This is a genomic window from Salegentibacter sp. T436, assembly GCF_001932675.1.
GTDB lineage: Bacteria > Bacteroidota > Bacteroidia > Flavobacteriales > Flavobacteriaceae > Salegentibacter > Salegentibacter agarivorans.
The window spans coordinates 1,094,134-1,119,445 of record NZ_CP012872.1 but is presented as its reverse complement, the minus strand read 5'-3'; the positions used below and the strand labels follow the sequence as shown (position 1 = coordinate 1,119,445).

General features: G+C 37.4%; 25 protein-coding genes and 2 pseudogenes. 19 read left to right on the top strand and 8 right to left on the bottom strand.

Features of this window, described 5'->3' with window-relative positions; genetic code table 11:
* Nucleotides 1-25: 25 nt before the first annotated feature.
* The 14 genes and pseudogenes from hemA (at nucleotide 26) to AO058_RS04825 (ending at nucleotide 11,290) form a co-directional block, all read left to right on the top strand.
* Nucleotides 26-1,282: a glutamyl-tRNA reductase gene (gene hemA, locus AO058_RS04890; protein WP_075325504.1), complete on the top strand. Its 1,257-nt coding sequence runs from the start codon at nucleotides 26-28 to the stop codon at nucleotides 1,280-1,282.
* Nucleotides 1,279-2,199, top strand: coding sequence for a hydroxymethylbilane synthase (gene hemC / locus AO058_RS04885; protein ID WP_075325503.1), 921 nt, complete (start codon nucleotides 1,279-1,281; stop codon nucleotides 2,197-2,199). Before hemA ends, hemC begins: the two co-directional genes overlap by 4 nt.
* Nucleotides 2,200-2,221: 22 nt before the next feature.
* Nucleotides 2,222-2,869 carry a uroporphyrinogen-III synthase gene (locus AO058_RS04880; protein WP_075325502.1) on the top strand — a complete coding sequence of 216 codons (648 nt, stop codon included), beginning with the start codon at nucleotides 2,222-2,224 and terminating at the stop codon, nucleotides 2,867-2,869.
* Nucleotides 2,866-3,894 carry a uroporphyrinogen decarboxylase gene (hemE, locus tag AO058_RS04875; protein ID WP_075325501.1) on the top strand — a complete coding sequence of 343 codons (1,029 nt, stop codon included), beginning with the start codon at nucleotides 2,866-2,868 and terminating at the stop codon, nucleotides 3,892-3,894. The genes AO058_RS04880 and hemE overlap by 4 nt, the downstream gene beginning before the upstream one ends.
* 26 nt (nucleotides 3,895-3,920) lie before the next feature.
* On the top strand, nucleotides 3,921-4,379 hold the full coding sequence (locus AO058_RS04870) for a DUF6973 domain-containing protein (RefSeq protein WP_143083640.1): 459 nt from the start codon (nucleotides 3,921-3,923) through the stop codon (nucleotides 4,377-4,379).
* Nucleotides 4,380-4,381: 2 nt separating this feature from the next.
* Complete coding sequence (gene hemF, locus AO058_RS04865; protein ID WP_075325499.1) at nucleotides 4,382-5,284, top strand: oxygen-dependent coproporphyrinogen oxidase; 903 nt, start codon at nucleotides 4,382-4,384, stop codon at nucleotides 5,282-5,284.
* A gap of 37 nt (nucleotides 5,285-5,321) precedes the next feature.
* On the top strand, nucleotides 5,322-6,311 hold the full coding sequence (hemB, locus tag AO058_RS04860; RefSeq protein WP_075325498.1) for a porphobilinogen synthase: 990 nt from the start codon (nucleotides 5,322-5,324) through the stop codon (nucleotides 6,309-6,311).
* 54 nt (nucleotides 6,312-6,365) lie between these two features.
* The gene (locus AO058_RS04855) at nucleotides 6,366-6,719 is read left to right on the top strand and encodes a hypothetical protein (RefSeq protein ID WP_075325497.1); all 354 of its coding nucleotides are present in this window, start codon (nucleotides 6,366-6,368) and stop codon (nucleotides 6,717-6,719) included.
* Between the two features lie 73 nt (nucleotides 6,720-6,792).
* Nucleotides 6,793-7,266 carry a hypothetical protein gene (locus AO058_RS04850; RefSeq protein ID WP_075325496.1) on the top strand — a complete coding sequence of 158 codons (474 nt, stop codon included), beginning with the start codon at nucleotides 6,793-6,795 and terminating at the stop codon, nucleotides 7,264-7,266.
* 129 nt (nucleotides 7,267-7,395) lie between these two features.
* Nucleotides 7,396-8,526 (top strand): CNNM domain-containing protein, encoded by a 1,131-nt coding sequence (locus tag AO058_RS04845; RefSeq protein ID WP_075325495.1) that lies wholly within the window; start codon nucleotides 7,396-7,398, stop codon nucleotides 8,524-8,526.
* Nucleotides 8,468-8,953 carry a methylated-DNA--[protein]-cysteine S-methyltransferase gene (locus tag AO058_RS04840; protein WP_075325494.1) on the top strand — a complete coding sequence of 162 codons (486 nt, stop codon included), beginning with the start codon at nucleotides 8,468-8,470 and terminating at the stop codon, nucleotides 8,951-8,953. The genes AO058_RS04845 and AO058_RS04840 overlap by 59 nt, the downstream gene beginning before the upstream one ends.
* A gap of 12 nt (nucleotides 8,954-8,965) precedes the next feature.
* Nucleotides 8,966-10,120 carry a serine hydrolase domain-containing protein gene (locus tag AO058_RS04835; RefSeq protein WP_075325493.1) on the top strand — a complete coding sequence of 385 codons (1,155 nt, stop codon included), beginning with the start codon at nucleotides 8,966-8,968 and terminating at the stop codon, nucleotides 10,118-10,120.
* Nucleotides 10,104-10,817: pseudogene (locus tag AO058_RS04830) on the top strand (3'-5' exonuclease). Before AO058_RS04835 ends, AO058_RS04830 begins: the two are co-directional and overlap by 17 nt.
* 113 nt (nucleotides 10,818-10,930) lie before the next feature.
* Nucleotides 10,931-11,290, top strand: a complete 360-nt coding sequence (locus AO058_RS04825) for a DUF6616 family protein (protein ID WP_075325492.1) — start codon at nucleotides 10,931-10,933, stop codon at nucleotides 11,288-11,290.
* Between the two features lie 58 nt (nucleotides 11,291-11,348).
* On the opposite strand, the gene AO058_RS04820 is transcribed toward AO058_RS04825, so the two are convergent.
* From AO058_RS04820 to trhO, 6 genes are all read right to left on the bottom strand, one after another.
* Nucleotides 11,349-12,002 carry a CoA transferase subunit B gene (locus AO058_RS04820; protein WP_075325491.1) on the bottom strand — a complete coding sequence of 218 codons (654 nt, stop codon included), beginning with the start codon at nucleotides 12,000-12,002 and terminating at the stop codon, nucleotides 11,349-11,351.
* A gap of 193 nt (nucleotides 12,003-12,195) precedes the next feature.
* Entirely contained in the window at nucleotides 12,196-12,897 is a 702-nt protein-coding gene (locus AO058_RS04815) for a CoA transferase subunit A (RefSeq protein ID WP_075325490.1), read from the bottom strand.
* A gap of 107 nt (nucleotides 12,898-13,004) precedes the next feature.
* A complete protein-coding gene (locus tag AO058_RS04810; protein WP_075325489.1) occupies nucleotides 13,005-15,317 on the bottom strand; it encodes a penicillin-binding protein 1A in 2,313 nt (770 codons plus the stop codon).
* A gap of 11 nt (nucleotides 15,318-15,328) precedes the next feature.
* Nucleotides 15,329-15,820, bottom strand: a complete 492-nt coding sequence (locus AO058_RS04805) for a gliding motility lipoprotein GldH (RefSeq protein ID WP_075325488.1) — start codon at nucleotides 15,818-15,820, stop codon at nucleotides 15,329-15,331.
* The gene (locus AO058_RS04800; protein ID WP_075325487.1) at nucleotides 15,813-16,973 is read right to left on the bottom strand and encodes a PSP1 domain-containing protein; all 1,161 of its coding nucleotides are present in this window, start codon (nucleotides 16,971-16,973) and stop codon (nucleotides 15,813-15,815) included. The genes AO058_RS04805 and AO058_RS04800 overlap by 8 nt, the downstream gene beginning before the upstream one ends.
* Before the next feature lie 207 nt (nucleotides 16,974-17,180).
* On the bottom strand, nucleotides 17,181-18,212 hold the full coding sequence (trhO, locus tag AO058_RS04795; protein ID WP_075325486.1) for an oxygen-dependent tRNA uridine(34) hydroxylase TrhO: 1,032 nt from the start codon (nucleotides 18,210-18,212) through the stop codon (nucleotides 17,181-17,183).
* A 433-nt stretch (nucleotides 18,213-18,645) separates the two neighbouring features.
* Between trhO and recA the strand changes: the two genes are divergently transcribed.
* The 4 genes from recA (at nucleotide 18,646) to AO058_RS04775 (ending at nucleotide 22,314) form a co-directional block, all read left to right on the top strand.
* Nucleotides 18,646-19,662 carry a recombinase RecA gene (gene recA, locus AO058_RS04790; RefSeq protein WP_075325485.1) on the top strand — a complete coding sequence of 339 codons (1,017 nt, stop codon included), beginning with the start codon at nucleotides 18,646-18,648 and terminating at the stop codon, nucleotides 19,660-19,662.
* Between the two features lie 160 nt (nucleotides 19,663-19,822).
* On the top strand, nucleotides 19,823-20,302 hold the full coding sequence (locus AO058_RS04785) for a hypothetical protein (RefSeq protein WP_075325484.1): 480 nt from the start codon (nucleotides 19,823-19,825) through the stop codon (nucleotides 20,300-20,302).
* Nucleotides 20,303-20,314: 12 nt separating this feature from the next.
* Nucleotides 20,315-20,857, top strand: a complete 543-nt coding sequence (locus AO058_RS04780) for an RNA polymerase sigma factor (protein WP_075325483.1) — start codon at nucleotides 20,315-20,317, stop codon at nucleotides 20,855-20,857.
* Nucleotides 20,854-22,314: a hypothetical protein gene (locus tag AO058_RS04775; RefSeq protein WP_075325482.1), complete on the top strand. Its 1,461-nt coding sequence runs from the start codon at nucleotides 20,854-20,856 to the stop codon at nucleotides 22,312-22,314. The genes AO058_RS04780 and AO058_RS04775 overlap by 4 nt, the downstream gene beginning before the upstream one ends.
* Before the next feature lie 33 nt (nucleotides 22,315-22,347).
* On the opposite strand, the gene AO058_RS04770 is transcribed toward AO058_RS04775, so the two are convergent.
* Nucleotides 22,348-23,028, bottom strand: a complete 681-nt coding sequence (locus AO058_RS04770) for a lysophospholipid acyltransferase family protein (protein WP_335740075.1) — start codon at nucleotides 23,026-23,028, stop codon at nucleotides 22,348-22,350.
* A gap of 152 nt (nucleotides 23,029-23,180) precedes the next feature.
* Between AO058_RS04770 and trpS the strand changes: the two genes are divergently transcribed.
* On the top strand, nucleotides 23,181-24,149 hold the full coding sequence (gene trpS / locus AO058_RS04765) for a tryptophan--tRNA ligase (protein ID WP_075325480.1): 969 nt from the start codon (nucleotides 23,181-23,183) through the stop codon (nucleotides 24,147-24,149).
* Here trpS and dprA read toward each other — a convergent pair.
* A pseudogene (gene dprA / locus AO058_RS04760) lies at nucleotides 24,146-25,247 on the bottom strand (DNA-processing protein DprA). The gene trpS and the pseudogene dprA overlap by 4 nt on opposite strands.
* Between the last annotated feature and the right edge of the window lie 65 nt (nucleotides 25,248-25,312).

Here is a 25,312-nt window from a genome sequence, read left to right as displayed (position 1 = left end):
TGTCCCGAATACCCTAAATAGGTTCATGGAAGATTATCATATTGCAAGCGGAAAACATTTTTATACCATAGGTCTTAGCTACAAGAAGGCCGATGCAGAGATAAGAGGACATTTTAGTTTAAATGAAGAAGCTAAACAAGGCTTGCTTAAACAAGCTAAAGAGGAAGGTATTGATGCCATTCTTGTAACCTCTACCTGTAACCGCACCGAAATCTACGGTTTTGCACAACACCCTTTTCAACTTATTAAATTACTTTGCGAGCATACCCACGGCACGGTAGAAGAATTTGAAAAAGTGGCTTATGTACATAAAAATAAACAGGCAATCTCTCATATGTTTAGGGTGGGTACCGGTTTAGATAGTCAGATTCTTGGCGATTTTGAAATTATTAGTCAGTTAAAAGTTGCTTTTGCTCGTTCCAAGAAACACGGCCTGGTAAATGCTTTTTTAGAACGACTGGTAAATGCCGTAATTCAAGCCAGTAAACGTATTAAAAATGAAACCGAAATTTCTACAGGGGCCACATCAGTGTCTTTTGCTTCGGTTCAATACATATTAGATAACGTTCCAAACGTTTCAGATAAGAATATTTTGCTTTTTGGGACAGGTAAAATTGGAAGAAATACCTGTGAAAATCTTATAAAGCACACACAGAACGAACATATTACCCTTATTAATCGCACCAAGGACAAAGCGGAAAAAATTGCGGGTAAATTCAACCTTATTGTAAAAGATTACGCCGATTTACAGGCAGAAATTAGAAATACCGATATTTTAATTGTCGCCACAGGGGCACAAAACCCTACTATTTCTAAAGAATTAATATATTCCAACAAAAATTTGTTGGTTTTAGACCTTTCTATACCTAAGAATGTTTCAGAAGATGTAGCGCATTTGCTTAACGTAAAATTGGTGCACCTGGATCAGCTTTCAAAAATTACCGATCAGAATTTAGAACGTAGAAAACAGTTTATTCCGGAAGCCGAAGCCATTATTAAAGAGGTAGAAACCGATTTTAATAAATGGCTGGAAACCCGAAAATTTGCACCTACCATAAAAGCTTTAAAGAAAAAGCTTAGAAGTATGAAAGATGCCGAACTTGATTTTCAGCGTAGAAAAATTTCAGATTTCAACGATGAGCAGGCAGAGATTGTGAGCGACAGGATTATTCAAAAAATTATGAAACACTTTGCCAATCATTTAAAAGGAGATTCCACAACTACCGATGAAAGCCTGGAATTGATCCAGAAAGTATTTCAGCTTGAAGAACAGGTAAAATGAGCAAAGTAATTCGTATTGGCACCAGGGACAGCGAACTCGCGCTTTGGCAGGCAAAAACTGTGCAAAACGCACTGGAAAAAGCCGGTCATAAAACCGAGCTAGTTCCCGTTAAATCTACCGGAGACCTAAATTTAGATCAGCCGCTTTACGAAATGGGCATCACCGGGATTTTTACCAAAACCCTGGATGTAGCCATGATTAAAGGTAAAATTGATATTGCGGTACATTCTATGAAAGATGTACCCACAGCACTACCTAAGGGTATTGTTGAAGCTGCGGTTTTAAAACGTGCCAACACCAAAGATATTCTTATTCATAAAGGCCTGGATTTCCTGGAAAGCGATGGTACAATCGCTACTGGAAGTTTACGCCGTAAAGCCCAGTGGCTCAACCAATATCCTACTCATAAAGTGGTAGATTTACGTGGAAACGTAAACACCAGAATGAAAAAATTAGACGATAATAACTGGAACGGAGCTATTTTCGCTGCCGCCGGATTGGAACGTATCGCATTAAAGCCAGAAAATTTTTTAGATCTCAACTGGATGATTCCCGCACCCGCACAGGGCGCAATGCTCGTAGTAGCGATGGAGGAAGATGAATTTACCCGTAAAGCACTTGCATTATTAAACCATAAAGAATCTGAAATTACCGTACATATTGAACGTGAATTTTTAAAGGTTCTGGAAGGTGGTTGTACCGCACCAATTGGAGCTTTAGCTACGGTAGACAAAGATCTTGTTTATTTTAAAGGTGCACTTTTTAGTTTAGACGGAAAAGAAAAGATAGGCGTTGAAAAAACAGTTGCTATAAATGAAATTGAGAATTTTGGAAGGCGATGTGCAGAAGAAATTCTTAGCAATGGTGGTGCAAAATTGATGCAGGAAATTAAGACTGAAATTAATACCGAAGGCTAATTTTCAGCTAAAAAACTTATGAATGAAGAGCATTCTCTCTACCAAAAAACTGAGCACTTCCCAGAAACAATTATTTCTAAATTCTGGCTTAAGTTTGGTGGAATATAATGCGATTAATACTGAAACTACCAATTTTAAACTTCCTTCAGAAAATATAAAAAATGCCATTTTTACCAGTAAAAATTCGGTAAATGCGGTTTCAGGAAAGGTTCAGGTTAAAAATTGCTTCTGCGTAGGAGAAAAAACCGCAGATTTAGCCAATGAAAGCGGATTTCATATTCAGGAAATTGCAGATTACGGGAAAGATTTAGCTGAAATAATTATTCAAAAATATTCTGAAGAAAACTTTAATTTTTTCTGTGGAAATAAAAGAAGAGATGATATTCCGGAAATCCTTAAAAAGAATCGAATAGATTTTAAGGAAATTGAAGTCTATAAAACTACATTAAGCCCCAGGGCATTTTCCCAGGAATTTGATGGGATTTTATTTTTTAGCCCCAGTGCAGTGCAGAGTTTTACAGCCAAAAATCAGTTGAACGACACTACCGCTTTTTGCATAGGAAACACCACCGCTGCAGAAGCCAGGAAACATACAAACAATATAATAACCGCTACCAGACCTTCTATTGAAAATGTGATTGTACAGGTGGTGAAATATTTTAAAAAATGATAAAAAACGATCTATTTCTAAAAGCTTTAAAAGGAGAAACGGTAGAACGTCCACCGGTTTGGATGATGCGCCAGGCAGGCCGTTACCTTCCCGATTTTATGAAGCTTAAAGAAAAATACGACTTTTTCACACGCTGTAGAACCCCGGAATTAGCAACAGAAATCACTGTGATGCCTATACATCAAATAGGGACTGATGCCGCAATCCTATTTAGCGACATTTTGGTGATTCCGCAGGCGATGAATATCGAGGTAGAAATGAAACCCGGTATTGGTCCCTGGCTACCAAACCCAATTCGCACTTCTAAAGATGTAGAGAGCGTAATAGTTCCCGATATCGATGAAACGCTGGGTTACGTGATGGATGCCATTAAAATGACCAAACAGGAATTAAATAATGAAGTTCCGCTAATTGGTTTTGCCGGTTCCCCTTGGACAATTCTATGCTATGCCGTGCAAGGGCAAGGTTCAAAAAACTTTGATAAAGCGAAGAAATTCTGTTTTACTAATCCAGTGGCTGCGCACCAATTATTACAAAAAATCACCGATACAACTATCGCTTACCTTAAAGCAAAAGTTGCAGCCGGAGTTGATGCGGTTCAAATTTTTGATTCCTGGGGCGGAATGTTAAGCCCTGTAGATTACCAGGAATTTTCCTGGAAATATATTCAGCAGATCATAGATGCTTTAAAAGATGAAATCCCGGTAATTGCCTTTGGAAAAGGATGCTGGTTTGCCCTTCACGAGATGGCAAATTCAGGAGCTTCAGCTTTGGGTGTAGACTGGACGCTTAGCGCCAGGAATGCCCGTTATTTAAGTGGCGGTAAAATCACATTGCAGGGTAACTTTGATCCTTCAAGATTATATTCACCACCTGCAGAGATCAAAAGAATGGTGACCCAAATGATCAATGAATTTGGTAAGGATAGCTATATCGTAAACCTGGGACACGGTATTTTACCCGATATTCCGGTTGAAAACGCAAAAGCTTTTGTAGATGCGGTAAAAGAATATAAAGCTAATTAGTGGCAGTCTGGGCGCGGATTAAAAATATGAATTTTAAAGAGCTATTCGCAGTCTCTAAAGTTTTTATAAGTAAACCGCGCTATATTTTACCAACCTACCGGGCAACTATTGAAACCATAAAAATATGTGACGATCTTTATAAAAAGCAACATCATAAAAATGGAAAAGAAAATGCCTTTAGACACGCCCTGTGGAATTATTTAATTTGCCAGAAATGTTTTAAAATTTCAGGATCGGTTGAAGCTGCCAGAATTTGGAGCGATCATTTTACAGGTTTACACGAAAAACTTTCTCCAAATCAAAAACTGGCTAAAGCAATGGATTTACACAACAACCGGTTTGGACAGGCTTTATTTAGAGGAAATGAACTTCCAACTGAGGAGATTACTCTTCTGTTTCAGGAAAAAATGAAAGTGGCAATTAAGGTTTCCAAAGTAGAAGAAATAGGAAAAACGAAAGATAAACTGGTTTATATTGAAGATTGAAAATGAGAGCGGAATTTTATAAATATATTGAAGATTTACAGGATCGCATTTGTGAACAACTGGAAGAAATAGATGGTTCCGCCAAATTTCAACAAGACCTTTGGGAACGAGAAGAAGGTGGTGGCGGCAGAACCCGGGTTATAGAAAACGGTGCTGTTTTTGAAAAAGGCGGCGTAAATATTTCAGCAGTACACGGGCCTTTAGCGCCGGCAATGCAAAAATATTTTAAAGTTGGCGATGTAGACTTTTTTGCCTGCGGACTCAGTTTGGTGATTCATCCAAAAAACCCAATGGTACCCACAGTGCACGCTAATTGGCGCTATTTTGAAATGTATGATAAAGAAGGAAATGTTTTAGACCAGTGGTTTGGCGGCGGGCAGGACCTTACGCCTTATTATCTTTTTGAAGAAGATGCCGAACATTTTCATAAGGTTTCAAAAGAAGCCTGTGATAAACACTCCCCGGAATTTTACCCGGAATACAAGAAAAAATGTGATGAGTACTTCTGGAATTCCCACCGAAACGAAGCCCGAGGAATTGGAGGATTGTTCTTTGATTATTTAAAAGCTTCCGAAGAAAAAAGTATTGAAGACTGGTATAGTTTTGTAACCGAAGTTGGGGATAGTTTCCTGGAAGCTTATGTCCCAATTGTTGAAAAACGTAAAAAGTTATCATATTCTGAAGCAAATCGGAATTGGCAGGAAATAAGGCGTGGCCGGTATGTGGAATTCAATTTAGTACACGATAAAGGCACGCTTTTCGGTTTAAAAACCAATGGAAGGATAGAAAGTATTTTAATGAGTTTGCCTCCCCATGTACAGTGGGTTTACGACCATCATCCTGAACCCGGCAGCGAAGAAGAGAAAATATTAAAAGTTTTGGAAAAACCGAAATCCTGGGTTTAACTGAAAACTGATTTACTGAGAACCGAAAACTGACATTATGTATCCACTAAGAAGAAATAGAAGGTTAAGAACCAGCGAAGCGATGAGAAGCTTAGTTAGGGAAACCGCAATAACTCCAAACGATTTTATCGCGCCACTTTTTGTGGTTGAAGGAAAAAACAAGAAGGAAGAAATCACTTCTATGCCTAATTATTTTAGGTTTAGTCTTGACTTGCTGGAAAAGGAAGTTAAAGAGCTCAGGAGTTTAGGAATAAAATCGGTTTTGCTTTTTGTAAAAGTTCCTGATAATTTAAAAGACAATGCCGGAACGGAAGCTTTAAATGCTGACGGACTAATGCAACGTGCTATTAAAACAGTAAAAAATGTAGTTCCCGAAATGCTGGTTATGACCGATGTTGCGCTAGATCCATATTCTGCTTATGGACACGATGGCGTGATTGTCGATGGAAAAGTAATCAATGACGATACTACCGCTATTTTAGCTGAAATGGGACTTTCTCACGCTAAAGCAGGCGCCGATATTCTTGCTCCAAGTGATATGATGGACGGCCGAATTTTTGAAATGCGCAGTCTATTGGAAGATGAAGGTTTTCACGAAACCGGAATTATGAGTTATAGCGCGAAATACGCTTCAGCGTTTTATGGGCCTTTCCGGGATGCTTTGGATTCTGCACCTGTTGATGCCGAAAATATTCCGAAGGATAAAAAAACCTACCAGATGGATCCTGCAAATCGCGAAGAAGCGGTTAAAGAAACCCTTATGGATATTGAGGAAGGCGCAGATATTGTGATGGTAAAACCGGGCTTGTGCTATTTAGATATTGTTCGTGATATTAGAAATGCTGTGGATGTTCCCGTGGCGGTGTACCAGGTTAGCGGCGAATATGCGATGATTAAAGCTGCAGCCGAAAAAGGCTGGTTAGACCACGATGCTGTAGTTCTAGAACAATTAACTGCCATAAAACGAGCCGGTGCTTCTGTGATTGCCAGCTATTTTGCTAAAGATGCGGTAAAATTGATTTCCTAATTTTATAACTAAAATTTAGCGATAACCAATTAGGTTTTTATATACATTTACAGGGTGAAAAACCAGAAAAATTTAAAAACTTTATATGCGCTGTTTGCCATATTTTTTATGTCCTTTTCAGGACAGGGCTTCGCTTTTTCTGGTTTTCCTGCTCATAATCTTGATTCCCGAAATTATGATTACCTGCAGGCTGACCAAAATCAGCAGGCAGTAATATTTTCTGAAATAATTTTTTCTGAACATATTACTTCAGAAGAAAATTTTCCCGGCTTTGCGGGTTACTTAGTTTCTGCATATTCTTCAAAGGAAGAATTCCTAATCCCGATTGGAAAAACTTCAATTTTTAGCTTTTTAGATCGGCGGCAATTAATACTTCAACATATTTATCCCTTCCATTTTTTCTGGTGAAATAGAGTTTTTATTGAAAAAACTATAAGCTTTAAAAAGCACAACAATAATTTCACCTTAAAAATTTAAAAAAATGGATACCGCATCTACGCTAATAGGCCTTGGGCTTTTAGCTGTGTTTGTGCTGCCAATATTATTCTTAATCTGGCAACAAAACACCAAAGAAAAAAACAGGCTTAAAAACCTTAAAGAATTAAGTATAAAAAACAATTTAAACACCGATACGATAGAAATTTCGGCTACTTTACTTTTGGGATTAGACAGCAAGGCTAAAAAATTACTGGTTATAGAGCCTACCAACAATATGCAACACCAGGTATTGAACCTTAGTTATATAAAAAATGCTAAGGTAAGTTCACACCCATTTCCAGATAAACCCGAGCTAATAAAAAGGATTAGCCTGGACCTTTCTGAAAACAGAAATAATAAAAAACTTACCGAAATTATTTTTTATGATGAAGATGATAACTCTAGTAATAATGCTTCAGAAAGGCTGGTTATAGCGCAAAAATGGAACCGAATAATTAGCGAAAAACTTTCTGCTTAAATCCCATTACATTCTATTTTAACTGCCCCATCCCTAACCGGTGGGGTTATTTTTTAGGTTTTACCATTTCTTTGCGACGGATTGTTAGAATTATCTTTAAATTAGTATTTCAAACAACTAAAAACCAATATGGGATTACTCATTTTATACGCTACTCTTTCCATTTTCTTTTCTTTTATGTGTTCTATTTTGGAAGCAGCTTTATTGAGTGTAACTCCTTCCTACATCAAAATAAAAAACAAGGAGGGGAAAGCATACGCCACAACACTTGCAAACTTTAAACAGGATATAGACAAACCGCTAATAGCCATTTTAACCGTAAATACCATTGCGCATACAGTTGGAGCTATTTTAGTAGGTGTTCAGGCCGAAAAAATTTACGGAGATGGAGGGAATGCTGTGGGAATTGTTTCGGCGATTATGACGCTGGCTATTTTAGTTCTTTCCGAAATTATTCCAAAGACCATAGGTGCCACCTACTGGCAGGCCCTGGGAAATTTTACTGCAAAAACCCTTAAAATAATGATTTTCCCGCTGAAGTATACCGGTATACTTTGGCTTATGATGCTTACTACTAAATTAATAGGAAAATCGGCCCACGTTTCTTCTATGAACAGAGAAGAATTCGCAGCAATTACAGATGCTGCCGAAGAAGAAGGCGTTTTTGATGAAAGTGAAACCACGGTTATAAAAAACCTTCTCGTGTTTAGATCGGTTAAAGCAAAAGATGTAATGACGCCTTATTCCGTTGCCATTATTGAAGATGAAGATACCAGTATTGAAGAATTTCACCGAACCCATAAAAACCTTAAATTCTCCCGAATTCCCGTTTATAAGAATAAAACTAATAATGTTACCGGTTTTATTTTGAAAGATGATGTGTTGGAGGAAATGATAGACGACAAAGGCCCTGAACCGCTAAGCAAGCTAAAAAGGGAAATTTTTATGAGTTCTGAAGACACTCCAATTCCAGAGCTTTTTGAGAATTTTGTTAAGAAAAGAGGGCATATTTCCATGATTGTAGACGAATACGGAAATACCGTAGGTTTAGTAACTATGGAAGACATAATAGAAACCTTGCTGGGCCTTGAAATTATGGACGAGAGCGACAGTATTGAAGATATGCAGATGCTGGCCCGCCAGAACTGGGAAAAACGCGCAAAACGCCTTGGGTTAATTCAAAGAAAAGATAATGAAGAAAATGAGGAGTCACCAAAACCAGATATTTCTGAAAACACCCCTCGGGACAGCCAAAATTAGGGGCGACGAAGCCGGGATTTCGGCAATTCAGATTTTGGATGAAGAAATACCGTCTTCAAAAGAAATCCCCGATTTTCTTCAGTCGGCTGCAGAACAATTAAATAAATATTTTAAAGGAAATTTAGAGGAATTCAATTTAAGACTTAACCCTAAGGGTACCGATTTTCAGCAAAAAGTATGGAAAGCTTTAAGTGAAATTCCGTTTGGAAAAACCTGCAGTTACCTGGAACTTTCCCGAAAATTAGGTGATGAAAAAGCCATACGGGCAGTTGCGTCGGCAAACGGGAAAAATCCGCTTTGGGTGGTAATTCCATGTCATCGTGTAATTGGCAGTAATGGATCTTTAACCGGTTACGCCGGCGGCTTACATAGAAAACAATGGCTTTTAAACCACGAAAATAATACTTCGCAAATCTCAATGTTCTAAACTTTCAGCTGTATGATTAGATTTTTAAAAATTTCCGGAACCGTAATTTTTGTACTTCTAATCGCTGTTATTATTCTTATTATTTTCGATTTCGGATATATTTTTCGCGGAATGCAGGCCACTTATTTCCAGGGAGAAAAAACAGCATTTATAGATGATTATCCGCATTTTGAGAACCGACTTATTGAAGCGGGAACTGAAGTGGATACCTGGCCCAAACATTCAAATTATAACACTGCCGCGCCTACTGATGATCTTACCGAATTAAACGAAGAACTGGAAACTGCGGCTTTTTTAATCATACAAAATGATAGTATTTGGTTTGAAGAATATTACCAGGAATATGGCCCCAATTCTAAGACCAATTCGTTTTCTATGGCTAAAAGTATTGTTTCGGCAATGCTGGGAAAAGCAATTAAGGATGGCCATATTACCAGTTTAGAACAACCCGTTTCCAATTTTTTTCCGCAGTTTAAAGAAGAATTAAAAGTTGGGGATTTGGCTTCCATGGCTTCCGGGTTAAACTGGAACGAGAATTACTATAATCCTTTTGGGATGACTGCCAGAGCTTATTTTGATGAAAACATTCGGGAATTGGTTTTGCGTCTTCAAGTTACCGAAACCCCGGGAGAAAGCTTTAAATACCTTAGCGGAAACACTATTCTCCTTGGGATGGTTATAGAAAAAGCCACGGGAGAAAATCTTTCAGAATATTTAAGTAAAAGTTTCTGGAAACCACTGGGAATGCAAGAAGATGCGCTTTGGCAATTAGACAGCGAAGAAAGCGGAATGGAAAAAGCTTATTGCTGTATTGCCTCCAATGCCCGCGATTTTGCAAGATTTGGCAAACTCTACAAGAACAAAGGAAAATGGAACGGAAAACAAATCCTGGATTCAGAATTTGTAGTACGATCTACCGAACCGCGTTTTGAAGAAAGCCCGCAATATGGCTATGGGTTTTGGCTGAGTGATTATAAAGAAAAAGATATTTTTTATATGCGCGGCATTCGCGGGCAATATGTGATTGTAATCCCCGACGACGATTTGATTATTGTAAGATTGGGGGAAAACCTTATTAAAAAAGACGAAAACGAAGAACACGCGCCCGATTTCTATAAGTATATTGATGAGACTTATAAAATGCTAAACGATGCTGCAAACAATTAAGCTGGAGAATATTCTACTTCTCGATATTGAAACCGTGCCCGAATTTGAAAATCACGGTCAACTTTCTGAAGACAAAAAATTGCTTTGGGAAGAGAAAACCCAATACCAGCGTAAAGATGAATTTACTGCAGAACAGTTTTATGATCGGGCCGGGATTTGGGCAGAATTCGGTAAGATTGTGTGTATCTCTGTTGGTTTTTTCAGCTTTAAAAATGGGGAAAGAACTTTTAGACTCACCACTTTTAGAGATGAAGAAAAAAACCTGTTACAGGAATTTGCTAATTTATTACAAGAACATTTTTCAAAACCGCATCACTTGCTCTGCGCGCACAACGGTAAAGAATTCGATTTCCCCTTCATAGCCCGCCGAATGTTAATTCACGATCTGGCGCTTCCTTTAAAACTCAATTTATTTGGTAAAAAACCCTAGGAAGTTCCACACCTGGATACGCTGGAACTATGGAAGTTTGGAGATTATAAACATTTTACTTCGCTAAAATTACTCACCAGTGTTTTAAAAATCCCATCGCCAAAAGATGATATTTCGGGTAATGATGTTAGAAATGTGTTCTACAATGATAAAGACCTAGATAGAATTATAAACTACTGCGAAAAAGATGTACTTGCCATTGCACAGGTTATTTTAAAACTTAGGCAGGAAAAATTGCTGGAAGCTTCTGAAGTTGTAAGCGTTTAAGAATATATTTTTAAATATGAGTTTTATCAGCAATAAAGCATTTTAACCTTCCCTAAAGATTTAACTATCATTTTATTACTAACTTTAGGTTATAACCAATAAAACCAACAATTATGTATTTGTATATTGAAATGTGGAATGTAACCGGGAAGTGGATAGACCTGTCTAAAGATAAAAGGCGGGAGCTCATGGAAAATATGCAGGATAGAATTACCGGTTTAAAAGAAAATGGAGTAGAAAATCTTGGTTGGGCTCTAAACGACGAGCACACGCATTACCGAAGTCAATATCGCTACGTTACGGTTTGGAAAATGCCTTCTTTAGATAATGTGGAGACTTTAGAGGAAAACTTAAAGAAAGTAGGCTGGTACGACTATTTTTCTCAAGCCAATACCCGTGGAAAAATTATTTCGCAGGGAGAAGCTATAGACTTTCTCGTTAATCTTGAAGCAGAATCTACTTCACTCACCTAATGTGAATTAAAACAGAAATATTTTCCGGCAGTAATTTGGAGTTACTGCCGGATTTTTTTTATAACTGCATTTCAGGAATATCACCTTCTAAAAGTAACTTTCCTTCTGTAGCCTTTTGAATCTCCTCTACACTTACTCCGGGGGCTCTTTCCAGCAATTTAAAACCATCTTTAGTAACTTCAATAACCGCAAGGTTAGTTACAATTTTAGTTACACAGGCTACGCCGGTTAAAGGCAGCGAACATTTTTTAAGCAATTTAGAATCTCCCGCTTTGTTGGTATGCATCATCGCTACGATAATATTTTCAGCACTGGCTACAAGATCCATGGCGCCGCCCATACCTTTTACCATTTTCCCCGGTATTTTCCAGTTGGCGATATCACCGTTTTCGGCAACTTCCATAGCTCCTAAAATAGTAAGATCTACGTGCTGCCCGCGAATCATCCCGAAGCTCATTGCGGAATCAAAGAAACTCGCACCGGGAAGTGCAGTTATGGTTTGTTTTCCAGCATTAATAAGATCGGCGTCTTCTTCTCCTTCCAATGGAAATGGTCCCATTCCTAAAATTCCGTTTTCACTCTGAAATTCTACTTCTATATCATCGCGTACAAAATTGGCTACGAGGGTAGGAATTCCAATTCCCAAATTCACATAATACCCGTCTTTCACCTCTTTGGCAATACGTTTTGCTATTCCTTCTTTGTCTAACATAATTCTAATTTTGTCATTTCCGCGAAGGCGGAAATCTATATTTTTTCAAAAAAACAGATTCGAAAAGACTCTAAAATCACTACTGAAAAATGAATGATTCTCAAATTACCACGTTTTCAAATCTTCAAATCATCGTTTATCAAATATTCGTTAATCAGTTATTTGTTCAATGGTCACTTTTAACCATTAACCTTTAACTTACTTTTCGAACTGTTCTTTTCTCAATTCGCTTTTCGTAATTTTTTCCTTCAAAAATGCGTTGTACAAAAATCCCTGGAATATGAATCTGGTTTGGGTCTAATTCTCCCGGTTCAACCAGTTCTTCCACCTCAACAACGGTTACTTTCGCCGCACCACACATTAGCGGATTAAAATTACGGGCTGTTCCTTTAAAAATAAGGTTTCCGGCTTTATCGCCTTTCCAGGCTTTCACAAAAGCAAAGTCTGCTTTAAAAGCTTTTTCTAATACATACATTTTCCCATCAAACTCACGGGTTTCCTTAAACTGGGAAACTTCGGTACCATAACCGGCAGGCGTGTACATTGCAGGATACCCTTGTTGGGCTGCCTGGCAACGTGCTGCTAATGTTCCCTGCGGAATAAGCTCTACCTCCAGCTCTTCGCTAAGCATTTGGCGCTCAAACTCGTCGTTTTCTCCCACATAGGAAGAAACCATTTTATCTATTTGTTTCTTTTGAAGTAAAAGTCCGAGGCCAAAGTCGTCTACCCCGGCGTTATTGGAAATGCAGGTAAGATTTTTTACGTTAAGACGTACTAATTCTGAAATGGCATTTTCTGGAATCCCACTAAGGCCAAAACCACCAAGCATAAAGGTCATACCATCTTCTACGCCCTGCAAAGCATCTTCTACATTTGCTACAGTTTTTCTAATCATCGGTATTTAATTTTACCGAAAAATACGAAAATAAAAATGCTGTTACAATGCTTTTAGGCTTGTAGATTATATTTTCCTGAAAAATAAAGCTGAATTTTTGCTAAATCCTAAAAGTCAAGTTCATCTGGAACACTATTATTCTCAGAATCACTTTCCTGATTATACTCGTCACAATTTATTTCAATAGAGAGATTATCTGGTCTGGGAAAAGCATCCTTTGAAATATCCAGTGCTTCATCGGCATAAAGATCTTTCATATACATTCCCCAAATAGGTAAAGCCATAGTAGCGCCCTGCCCGTATGTTAAATTTGGAAAATGCACCGCTCTATCTTCGGCACCAACCCAAACGCCGGTTACAAGATTAGGAACCATTCCCATAAACCAGCCATCACTTTGGTTTTGGGTAGTTCCGGTTTTACCGGCAATAGGATTTTTAAAATCGTAAGGATAGCCGGTTACCCCGCGTTTGTAATGATCAAAATCTTTAGCGTAAGTTCCGCGTAAGCGAACCCCAGATCCGTATTGAGTTACCCCCTCCAGAATATTTACCGTCACGTAAGCCGCTTCTTTATTTAAAACATCACGGGTTTCTGGTACGTGCTGGTAAAGAACCGTTCCATTTTTATCTTCAATACGGTTTACAATTACCGGTTTAACATATACCCCTTCATTTACAAAAGTGCTATATGCTGAAACCATCTCGAAAAGGCTCATATCTTCCGTTCCCAAAGCAATCGCAGGGCCTTCGGAAAAGTTTTCAGTATCAACTCCTAATTTTTTTACTAAGTCTATGACCGGTCCCGGACCTGTTTTGTCTATTAATCTTGCAGTTACTGTATTCACAGATTGGGCAAGCGCATTTTTTAAGCTTATCATCCCTTCATATTCTCCATTAGCATTTGAAGGTGTCCAATCTTTAATATTTCCATATTTCCCCGCCTCAATAGTAAACCTGTTTTTAGGCATAACATCACAAGGAGAAAGCTTTAACTGATCTATAGCTGTAGCATAAACAAAAGGCTTAAAGGTAGAGCCAACTTGGCGTTTTCCCTGTTTTACGTGATCGTATTTAAAATGTTTAAAGTTGGTACCACCAACCCAGGCTCTAACTTCGCCGGTTTGAGGCGTCATAGACATAAGACCTGCCTGTAAGAATCCTTTATAATAAAAGATAGAATCCTTAGGCGTCATAATAGTGTCTTTTATTCCATCCCAGGAGAACACCCGCATTTTAGTTTCTTTATCAAAAGAAGCTAAAATATCTTCTTCAGATTTTCCCTGGTCTTTCATTTCTTTCCATCGTACAGACCGGCGCATTGCACTTTTCACAATACCATCAACCTGTCCCTGATCTATATCCCGAAACGGAGCAGTCTTGTTATTTTTATTCTGCCTGTCAAATTCTTTCTGAAGGTGGGAAATATGCTTTTCTACCGCAGTCTCAGCATATTGCTGCATTTTAGAATCTATGCTGGTATAAATTTTTAATCCGTCCCGGTAGAGACTATATTCACTTTCATCTGGCTTTGGATTTTTTTGAATCCAATCTTTCATAAATCCTTGTAGGTAAACGCGGAAATATGTTGCCATCCCTTCGTCGTGACCTTCGGGAGAGAAATCAAGGTTTAAAGGTAGCTTCTGAAGTGAATCTTTTTCTTGTTCAGAGAGATATCCGTTTTTATTCATTTGAACAAAAACCTGGTTACGGCGTTGTTTTACCAATTCGGGTCTACGAACCGGGTTATACAAAGCGGCATTTTTTAACATCGCCACCAAAACTGCCGATTCTTCTATATTAAGGTTTTTGGCTTCTTTCCCAAAGTAAATTTTTGAAGCCGAACGAATTCCTACTGCCTGGTACACAAAATCGTATTTATTAAAATACATGGTAATAATTTCTTCTTTTGTGTATTGCCTTTCCAGCTGGGTAGCAATATTCCATTCTTTAACTTTTTGTAAAATCCGGGCAAAAGGATTGTTTGAAACCTGCTCGGTAAACAAAAGTTTAGAAAGTTGTTGGGTTATGGTACTGGCACCACCACGGGTTCCCAGGTAAAAAGCAGCTCTAAGGGTTCCTTTTGGGTCTATCCCGGCGTGTTTGTAAAACCGCTCGTCTTCAGTAGCTACAAGGGCTTCAATAAGATGATCGGGAAGATCGTCATACTTTATAGGAGTTCGGTTTTCACTGTAATATTTCCCTAAAGTTTCCCCATCTGATGAGAAAATTTCGGTTGCGAGATTGGTTTCAGGATTTTCCAGCTCTTCAAAATCTGGCATCTTACCAAATGCGCCCCAACCGGCCAGTAAGAAAATTAAAACTACAGCTAATAAACCAATGCCAAAAATCGTCCAAAAACCAATTATATAAGATCTTTTGCTGGTTTTAGACTTTTGCTGCTTCTTTTTTGTTGCGGCCATTTATTCAAAAATTATTGTAGGTTTTCTTCTATTCTAAAACCTATGTGGGTAATTCCTTCTAAATTTTTTATTCCTTCCACCTGGTCGTTTTTACGCATTGCCTGTTTAATGGCAATTTTATATTCGCCGGGTTCAGTAAAACTCACATTTTCTTTATACCACAGCTTACTTTCTTTTACATCACCAAAACCCGTACCAAGCCAACTTCCATTTGGCGCCGCCATTTCATATTCAAGGGTATCGGTTACCACTTTCCCCTGTGGAAATCGCATTTCGGTTATTAAAAACAGGTTTCTGTAATTATAATCTTTATTATTTCTAACGTTTATAAATAGGTTATAATTTTGCAAAGAATCAAGCTCGCCTAAATTAAAGACTAAAGTAGAATCTCTTTCCCATCCTCCCTGTATGGGCTTATACTCATCATAAACCCGTTTTTCATCACAGGAAACTATTAAGGTAAAAAGACCAATAAAAATTGAAAAAACTGCAGCTTTACGCATTATTCGAAGGTTTTCCTTTACGTTTTCTCCGTTTCTTTGACTTGTGTTTTTTCTGTTGACCTTTAGGTTTATCAAAACGGGTTAAGCTATCCTGCCCCACCACATTATTGAAATCTCGTTTTTCTTCTAACTGAAGCTGAACTTCAAACTCTTCCAGGCTGCCAACGTCTTCTTTCTTTCTATTAGCTGCAATTATTTTATTAGCCTGCTCTGCGGTTAATTGATGCCAGTTCATCCATTCGCCTTCATAGGCATACCACAACACTCCTTTAAAAATGTCTATTTTTTGACAAACAGCCGTCCCTTTTTTGGTAAAAAGCTTGGTATCGGTTCGTGGAAAGGTTTTTAAAGCTTCCAGGTAAGAATCAAGCTCATAGTTAAGACAGCATTTTAGCTTTCCGCATTGTCCCGCTAATTTTTGGGGATTTAAAGATAATTGCTGATATCTCGCTGCTGAAGTACTTACCGATCTAAAATCTGTAAGCCAGGTAGAACAACAAAGTTCACGCCCACAAGAGCCAATTCCGCCAAGGCGTGCAGCTTCCTGGCGCAACCCAATTTGCCGCATTTCTATACGGGTATTGAATTCTCTCGCAAACTCTTTAATTAACTGACGGAAATCTACGCGATCATCTGCTGTATAATAAAAAGTTGCTTTTGAAGCATCTCCCTGAAACTCAATATCGCTAATCTTCATACTAAGATTAAGGCGAATTGCGATTTCTCGGGCTCTTTTCTTTATCGCTTCTTCTCTACCACGCACTTCCTCCCAAACGTCAATATCTTTTTGGGTGGCTTTTCGGTAAATCTTTAAAACTTCTTCGCTATCGGTTTTTACTTTTTTCTTTTTCATTTGTACCCTAACCAATTCTCCGGTAAGGCTTACCATACCCACATCGTGGCCGGGAGAAGCTTCTACAGCTACTACATCGCCCATACTTAGGCTTAGGTTTTCGGTATTTTTAAAAAAATGTTTCCTTCCGTTTTTAAAACGAACTTCTACATAATTAAAAGGTTCTACACCATTAGGCATAGACATATTTGAAAGCCAATCGAATACAGAAAGTTTATTACAGGAATCTGTACCACAGGTTCCGTTGTTTTTACATCCTTTTGGCTGACCGTCTTTGGTTGAGCAACTGCTACAAGCCATAAATATTTATATGTTGTAAGTCTTGCAAATTGCTTTGCAGACTTTTTGGGTTTATATTGAGTTTCTAATCAAGAGCCTTGGGGCAATCCCACAAGTTATGAAACGAAAATTTATTAATTCACTAGAGACAAATCTCAGTACAATTAAATCTCGATTATCGAGTAAATATACCAATATTAATTGGCACTCTCTTTTTAGAACGCTTTGTTAACTTTTATATTTTAAAACCTCTGAACGTCCTTTTTTAAATATTTTATTACTGTTGCCTTTTCCTTTTCGCAAAGCTTTTTGTTCCTCATAAGGTAAAGCGGCAATTTCCATACAATCTTTAGAACAGCAATTATTCATTTTCTCTGCACATTCTTCACACTGAATAAAAAGTAAATGACAGGCTTCATTTACACAGTTCACGTGCTTATCGCAAGGTTTTCCACACTGGTGGCAGTGCGCAATTACTTCTTCTGAAATCTGCTCGGCGCGGCGATGATCAAAAACGAAGTTTTTTCCTATAAATTTATTTTCCAGTTTTTGGTTTTCAACCTGGCGGGCATATTCAATAATACCACCTTCCAACTGATACACATTTTTAAAACCTTTGTGTTTATAATATGCGCTAGCCTTTTCACAACGAATTCCGCCGGTGCAGTACATTACCAGGTTTTTATCTTCTTTATGTTCTTTTAGATCATTTTCAATAATGGGCAAAGAATCTCTAAAAGTATCTACATCTGGAGTAATTGCTCCTTGAAAATGACCAATTTCACTTTCATAATGATTTCGCATATCTACCAAAACAGTGTTGGGATCGCTAATAAGTTCGTTGAATTTTAAAGCATCAACATGAACTCCTTTATTGGTTACATCAAAAGTCGCGTCGTTCAATCCGTCTGCAACTATCTTTTTACGCACTTTTACTTTCAGTTTTAAAAAGGCTTTTGCATCGTGTTCTATGGCGATATTCAGCCTAACACCTTCCAAAAAGTAGATATTATCTATAAACTCTTTAAATTCTTCAAAACGTGTTGCAGGAACTGAGAGTTGGGCGTTAATCCCTTCGTGGGCTACATAAATACGGCCAAGCACATCCATTTGGTCCCAGGCAATAAAAAGGTGATTTCTAAATAAATGTGGATTGCCAATTTTGGCGTAGGCATAAAAAGAGAGCGTTAAACGGTCTTCTCCCGCTTCGTCTATAAGTGCTTCCCTCTCTTTAGCGCTTAATTTATTGTACAGTTGCATGCTATACTAATTAGTTAAGGTTAAAGATATTTTTTGCAAAGATACTTAAAATTGAAGGAAGAAAAAATGCCCTGAAAAGTCATTTCCCAGGGCATTTTTTGTGTGGCTAATTCGGTTTGTAATCTTTTTTACTTTGTTTCATAAATTAGATTTTTAGATTCTAGCCACCATCAACCCGGCAACTTACGTTCAACAAAATAATTGCTGAAGTACTACAACCACTAGGCATAATCAGACTTTTTTTCAAAAATCTCATAGGCAGGGTTAATTTTAAATTTTCACTCGAAAATCGAGATTTAAAACATTTTCTACAAATTCAAATATGCTTTAAACCTCAGGTTAGACAGTAAATATACAAAAGCTGCCCATATAAAATTGTGATGAAGGAAAACTTATAGTAATTTAGCAACTCTCTAAATAGATTATTCAAATTATGAGCAACGATAAAGAAAAAGAAGCAAAATTAAAGGCCTTAAAGCTTACCCTGGACAAAATGGATAAAACCTATGGAAAGGGTACCGTTATGAAGATGAGTGACCAGGCCATATCTGATGTAGATGCGATCTCTACGGGTTCTTTAGGCTTAGACCTGGCTATGGGTGTAGGCGGATATCCAAGAGGAAGGGTTATTGAAATTTATGGACCGGAATCTTCGGGTAAAACCACTTTAACTTTACACGCCATTGCCGAGGCACAACAAAAAGGAGGTATTGCGGCTTTTATTGATGCAGAACATGCTTTTGACCGTTTTTATGCTGAAAAACTTGGCGTAGATATAGAAAACCTAATTATTTCTCAACCCGATAACGGGGAGCAGGCTCTAGAGATTACCGATAATTTAATTCGGTCTGGAGCTATAGATATTATTGTGATAGATTCGGTTGCAGCACTTACTCCTAAAAGTGAAATTGAAGGGGAAATGGGAGATTCTAAAATGGGATTGCACGCCCGTTTAATGTCTCAGGCCCTTAGAAAACTTACCTCTTCTATTAGTAAAACCAATTGTACCGTAATCTTTATTAACCAGCTTAGGGAAAAGATTGGGGTAATGTTTGGAAATCCTGAAACCACTACCGGTGGTAATGCCCTTAAATTTTATGCTTCGGTTCGATTAGATATTAGACGTTCTACGCAAATAAAAGACAGCAATAGCAATGTAATGGGTAATAAAACCCGGGTAAAAGTTGTAAAAAACAAAGTGGCTCCACCTTTTAAAATGGCTGAATTCGACATTATGTATGGCGAAGGAATCTCTAAAATTGGTGAAATTATAGATATTGGGGTAGATTATGAGATCGTGAAGAAAAGCGGTTCATGGTTTAGCTACGAAGACACAAAATTAGGTCAGGGTCGTGATGCGGTAAAAATCTTATTGAAAGACAATCCAGATTTAATGGAAGAGCTTGAAGAAAAAATTAAAAATGCTATAAAAGTAGCCAAAGAAGCTTAGTATCAGCTATTAAGCTCACTTAGCTTTTTGTATTTTTAAAAGCAAATAATAATTGAATCTTAAAAATCCCTTAAAAAGAGGGATTTTTTTGGTTCTGGACGCAACCTTTTCATTAGTTCTGCATCTATGAAATAGATAACCCTAAAATAAATAATTTAAAATGAAAAGAATTGCCTTATTAATGATTTTAGCCCTAAGTCTTTACAGCTGTAGTAGTGATGATGACGGTCCTAATGTAAATTATGCCTTTGCAGAAATTACCGAAGCAGATTTACCTGATTTTTTTGAAACTGGTGAAGTTTATGAGTTAGACATAACCTACGAATTGCCAAATGCATGTCACACTTTTGCTACATTTGATTTTAATGAATATGCAGATGAAGAAAATGACTCTACTTATGTTATAGAAATTGCTGCAATAACTTCTTATGATGCTAACTTAACAGAATGTGATGAAGAAGGAGAGTTAAGCCAGACAAAATCAATTCGGGAAATATCAATAAGCAGCGAAAACTACAATAATTACCAGTTTAAGTTCCTTACCGGAGTTGATGAAAATGAAGATGGGGAATTTTTAATTATTGATGTACCGGTAGGAGAGCCTGAGCCGGAAACTCCAGAAGAGAATACTAACGAATAACAATCTAAGTGAGTGAGTTTAGAAAAACTCATACTTCAGTGTAAAAAACAGGATATTAGGGCACAGGAAAAGCTTTACCGTATGTACTCCGGTAAACTTTTTGGCCTGTGCCTTAAATATTCTAATAACTACCAGCAGGCCCAAGACAACCTGCAGGATGGTTTCATTACTATATTCAATAAAATAGATCAATATGAAGATAAAGGATCTTTTGAAGGCTGGATGAAACGAATTGTGATAAATACCACCCTACAAAAGCACCGAAAAGAAAAATATTTTGAAATCATTAATGAAAACCTCCTGGAAGATCCGGTTGTGGAAATTGATGACGATGAAATTACTACTGATTTTCTATTAGAAAGCATTCAGGAATTACCTGAACGTTACCGACAAATTTTTAACCTCTATGCGTTAGACGGTTTTTCTCACAAAGAAATTGCCGAAATGCTAAACATAAGTGTTGGAAGTTCAAAATCTAATTTGGCCCGCGCCAGGAATATTTTGAAAGAAAAAATAGAAAACCACCTCAACGATAATAAGGTGCAATCACTATGAAAGAAAGAAAGAACATAGACCGGCTCTACCAGGAAAAGTTCAGGGATTTTGCCCCCGAACCACGACCTGAGTTATGGGATAATATTGCCGGCAAACTGCAGGAGAAAGATAAGAAAAAGCCTTTTATAATTCCGTTATGGTTTAAAGTTGGCGGTGTGGCCGCGGTTTTAGCATTAATGCTTGGCGGCTATTTTTTTAGTCAGAATAATTTTACCAATACCGAAGTAGTTTTTGAAGTAGAAGAAACTGCAAAACCCCAAATAAATTTACCCGAAATCAATAAAAATGAACAGTTTGTAAATGCTTCAGAAATTCTTAAAAATGTTAATGAAGCTACTTTTTCCACTTCTGAAGGTGCCAACACCTCATCAGCTAATAACAATTCGGCTTTAGCTTCAGAAAATACTAATTCAGAAGCAACAAAAACCTCTAATGATTCAGCTGAAGAAGAAAATTCAGGAAATACTGCAGAGAAATTAAATGAGCAAAATTCAGCAATAGCGGGAGAAGATCATCAAGGTTCCGAAGAAGAAAATTATAAAAATCAGGATTTCATCAATCCAAATTCAAAAAACGAACAGCCTGAAGCAATTGCCGAAAACAGTGATGAAAATACTGAAAAAGAAGAAGTAATTTCCCTTAAAGATAGCCTGGAAGTTGCAGAGCAATTAGCCCAAATTGAAGAAGAAAAAAACCTTGATAAAGAAGAAGAATTAATTGCAGAGGCTTCTAAAAAGAAACTACGCTTAAGCACTTTTGCGGCTCCTGTTTTTTACGATAATATCGGCAGTGGGAATGCAATAGATCCGCAATTTGCCGGCAATAACACCAGCTCGCAGGTAAGTATGGCTTACGGGATGAATTTAGCTTATGCTATTTCAGAAAAAATTAAAATAAGAAGCGGAATTTCTAAAGTTGCGATGAGTTATAATGTAGAAGATATCGTGTTTTCTGCCTCCATAAATCCAAATACCATTAGTTCTATAAATTATGAGTCTGGGGGAAATAATGTGCAGTTAGAGAATGCGGCACCAAGCGGTTTACCAGGCCATAGTGATAGGGACAATTCTAACTTTACATCTGTCAATAATATGGCATTACCCGGTGAGATAAATCAGCAATTTGGTTTTATTGAAGTTCCGTTAGAAATTGAATACAGCTTACTGGACAGTAAATTTGGGCTTAACTTAATAGCGGGAGGAAGCAGCTTGTTTTTAGACGAAAACAGCATACAGGTAAATACCAATAATCAAAATACCAGGATTGGTGAAGCCAACAATATTAATAAAGTAAGTTTTACCACTAATGTTGGTGTAGGATTAGATTACAAATTAACCGATAGTTTTAAGTTGAATGTAGAACCTATTTTTAAATATCAACTTAATACTTTTGATGATGCTCCCGGCGTACGCCCATTTTACTTTGGCGTATATTCTGGAATAAGTTTTAGTTTTTAACACCTATGTAGTGAGTGGAATCCTTCAGAAGTTTTATTCTGAAGGATTTTCATTCTTTAAATCTTTAGAAAGCTCTTCAAATATTACCTGCCGGGTTTTATTTCTTAATTCCCTTCTATCTCCAGGCTCCATTCCTTCGGTATTAATAAATTGGTGGATTTTCACTCTAAGCTTCCCCGGCGATCCCGATATAAATTTATACGAAAAACGCTTTTTATTATCGTAAAAAGTAATGGGCACAATAGGAATATGATGCGCAATTGCCAGTCTAAATGCTCCATCTTTAAAAGTATCTAAAACCAGCGATCTATCTGCTGGCACGCCTCCTTCAGGGAAAATGCAAATGCTTTCACCCATATCTAATCTTCTGCGAGCCTCAGTAACTACGTTCTGTTTGCTTTTAGCGCAATTTCTATCTACGGTAATATTTGTTTTTCGGTAGAAAAAGCCAAAAACAGGAATCTTTGCCAGCTCTCGTTTCCCCACAAAAATGAATGGTTGCTTAATAATAACCAGCATCATCATAATATCTATCATAGAAGTGTGGTTGGCAACCAACATATAATTCTTCCTGGGGTCAAGCTGTTGCATTCTGGTAATTTCAGGATAAAAACCCATTCCGTATAAGATACATTTTGCCCAAATACGAGCGCAAACATAATATTTAGGATAAAGCCTTTCAGAAGAAGAGAAAATTACAAGCACGGGAAACATTACTAAAATTGGTAATACAAGAAGAATATAAAACCAAATTCTCCATAAAATAGTAAGTATTGTGCGTAGCATGTTCATAGAAACCAAAAGTACTAAATTGAACCGAGGGAATTCGGCAAAAAAAGTACCTTTGCAGAAAACAGAAAAAGCAGATGTCCAGAATTCTTACAGGAGTACAAAGTACAGGAACTCCACACTTGGGAAATTTATTGGGAGCAATTTTACCGGCTATAGAAATGGCCAATAAACCCGATAACGATTCTTTTATTTTTATTGCAGATATGCATTCGTTAACCCAAATAAAAGATGCCGAAACCTTAAGAAACAACACTTACTCTGTGGCCGCAACCTGGCTGGCTTGCGGTATAGATATTGAAAAAACGGTTTTTTACCGCCAAAGTGATATTCCGCAAACGGCAGAGCTTTCCTGGTATTTAAGCTGTTTTTTTCCTTTTCAACGCCTAACCTTAGCGCATTCTTTTAAAGATAAATCTGATAGATTAGAAGATGTAAACGCGGGGCTTTTCACGTACCCAATGCTAATGGCCGCAGATATTTTACTTTACGATGCCGAAATTGTGCCGGTAGGAAAAGACCAGCTTCAGCATTTGGAAATTACGCGAGATGTGGCTTCCCGTTTTCATTCAAAAATGGGCGAAACTTTTGTAATTCCTGAAGCGAAAGTCCAGGAAAATACGATGTATGTTCCGGGCACGGATGGTGCTAAAATGAGTAAATCTAAAGGTAATACCATAAATTTATTTGTAACCGATAAAAAGCTTCGGAAACAAATAATGGCCATCGCTACCGATAGTACTCCTTTAGAAGAACCTAAAAATCCTGATACCTGCAATGTTTTTGCATTATACAAATTAGTAGCTTCTGAAGAACAAATCGCTGAAATGCGAAAGAACTACGAGGCCGGCGGATTTGGTTACGGACACGCCAAACAGGCTTTATACGAAGTACTTTTAGAACAGTTTGAAGAACCCAGAAAAAAATATGATTATTATATGAATAATCTGGCTGAATTAGATAAAGCTTTGGAAGTTGGTGCTGGAAAAGCGAGAAATGTAGCCAATGAAGTTATAAAAAGAGTACGAACAAAAGTGGGTTACTAAATTAATTCAAATAGTTTACCGGGTAAGGGGCGTACCACGCCTTTTAATTCCATATTAATTAAAATACCCGCAGTTTTATATGAGGGAAAGTTACAGTTTAGTGCAATGCTATCTAACTGAGCTTTCCCTTCTTTTTGTAAAAATGCAAATACGCTATTTTCTTCATCATCCATGTCTACAAAAAGCTGTTTTTGAACGGCTTTTGTCTCTTTCTCTGGTTGCCAGTTTAAGAGATAAACCAAATCTGCCGCAGAATTTAATAACTGCGCTCTTTGGGATTTTATTAAATTATTGCAGCCTTTACTCAATTTATCTGAAGGTCTTCCCGGCACCGCGAAAACTTCCCGGTTATAAGAATTCGCAATATCTGCAGTAACCAGTGAGCCACCTTTTTCGGCACTTTCTATAACCACGGTTGCTTCGCTTAAACCTGCGATTATTCTGTTTCGCTTTAAGAAATTATTCCTGTCGAAGTTATCACTACTCCAAAAATCGGTAAAAAAACCGCCGTTTTCTTCTACCGAAGCTACATATTTATGATGCACTCTAGGGTAAATCTGATCAAACTCAAGCGCCAAACAACCAATTGTTTGTAAATTATTAGCAATGGCTGCCTTTTGGGCGGCAATATCCACTCCATAAGCAAAACCCGAAACGATTACCGGGTTTAACGGACTCAATTCTTCGATGAATTTTTCACAAAATGCGATCCCGCTTTGTGTAATCTTACGGGTTCCCACCACACTAATTATTCTTTGATTCTTTAAGTTGATATTTCCACGTTGGAACAACAATAACGGGCCGTCTATACAATGTTTTAATTTTTCAGGATAGTTTTCATCCTTAAAATAAAGCGTTTCAATATTGTTCTTTTCAATAAAATTTAGCTCCTGCTCTGCTGCCTTTAGGTGAGAAGCATCAAAAAAATCTTTTAAGCGAGAAACTCCAATTCCGTCAATTTTAAGTAAAGTTTGTTTCTTTTGCTCTAACACATTTTTTTGCCGATCCAAAATGCCTGATTAATTTTTTCGAAAGGGTATCTCCCAGATTTTTAATGTGTTGTAACGCCAAGACATACTGTAATTCTTCAGTAGACATAATTCTATTTTCATTAAAATTACAGAAAAAAAGGTTTGTTAATAAAATTTCTTTGGGTAACTTTA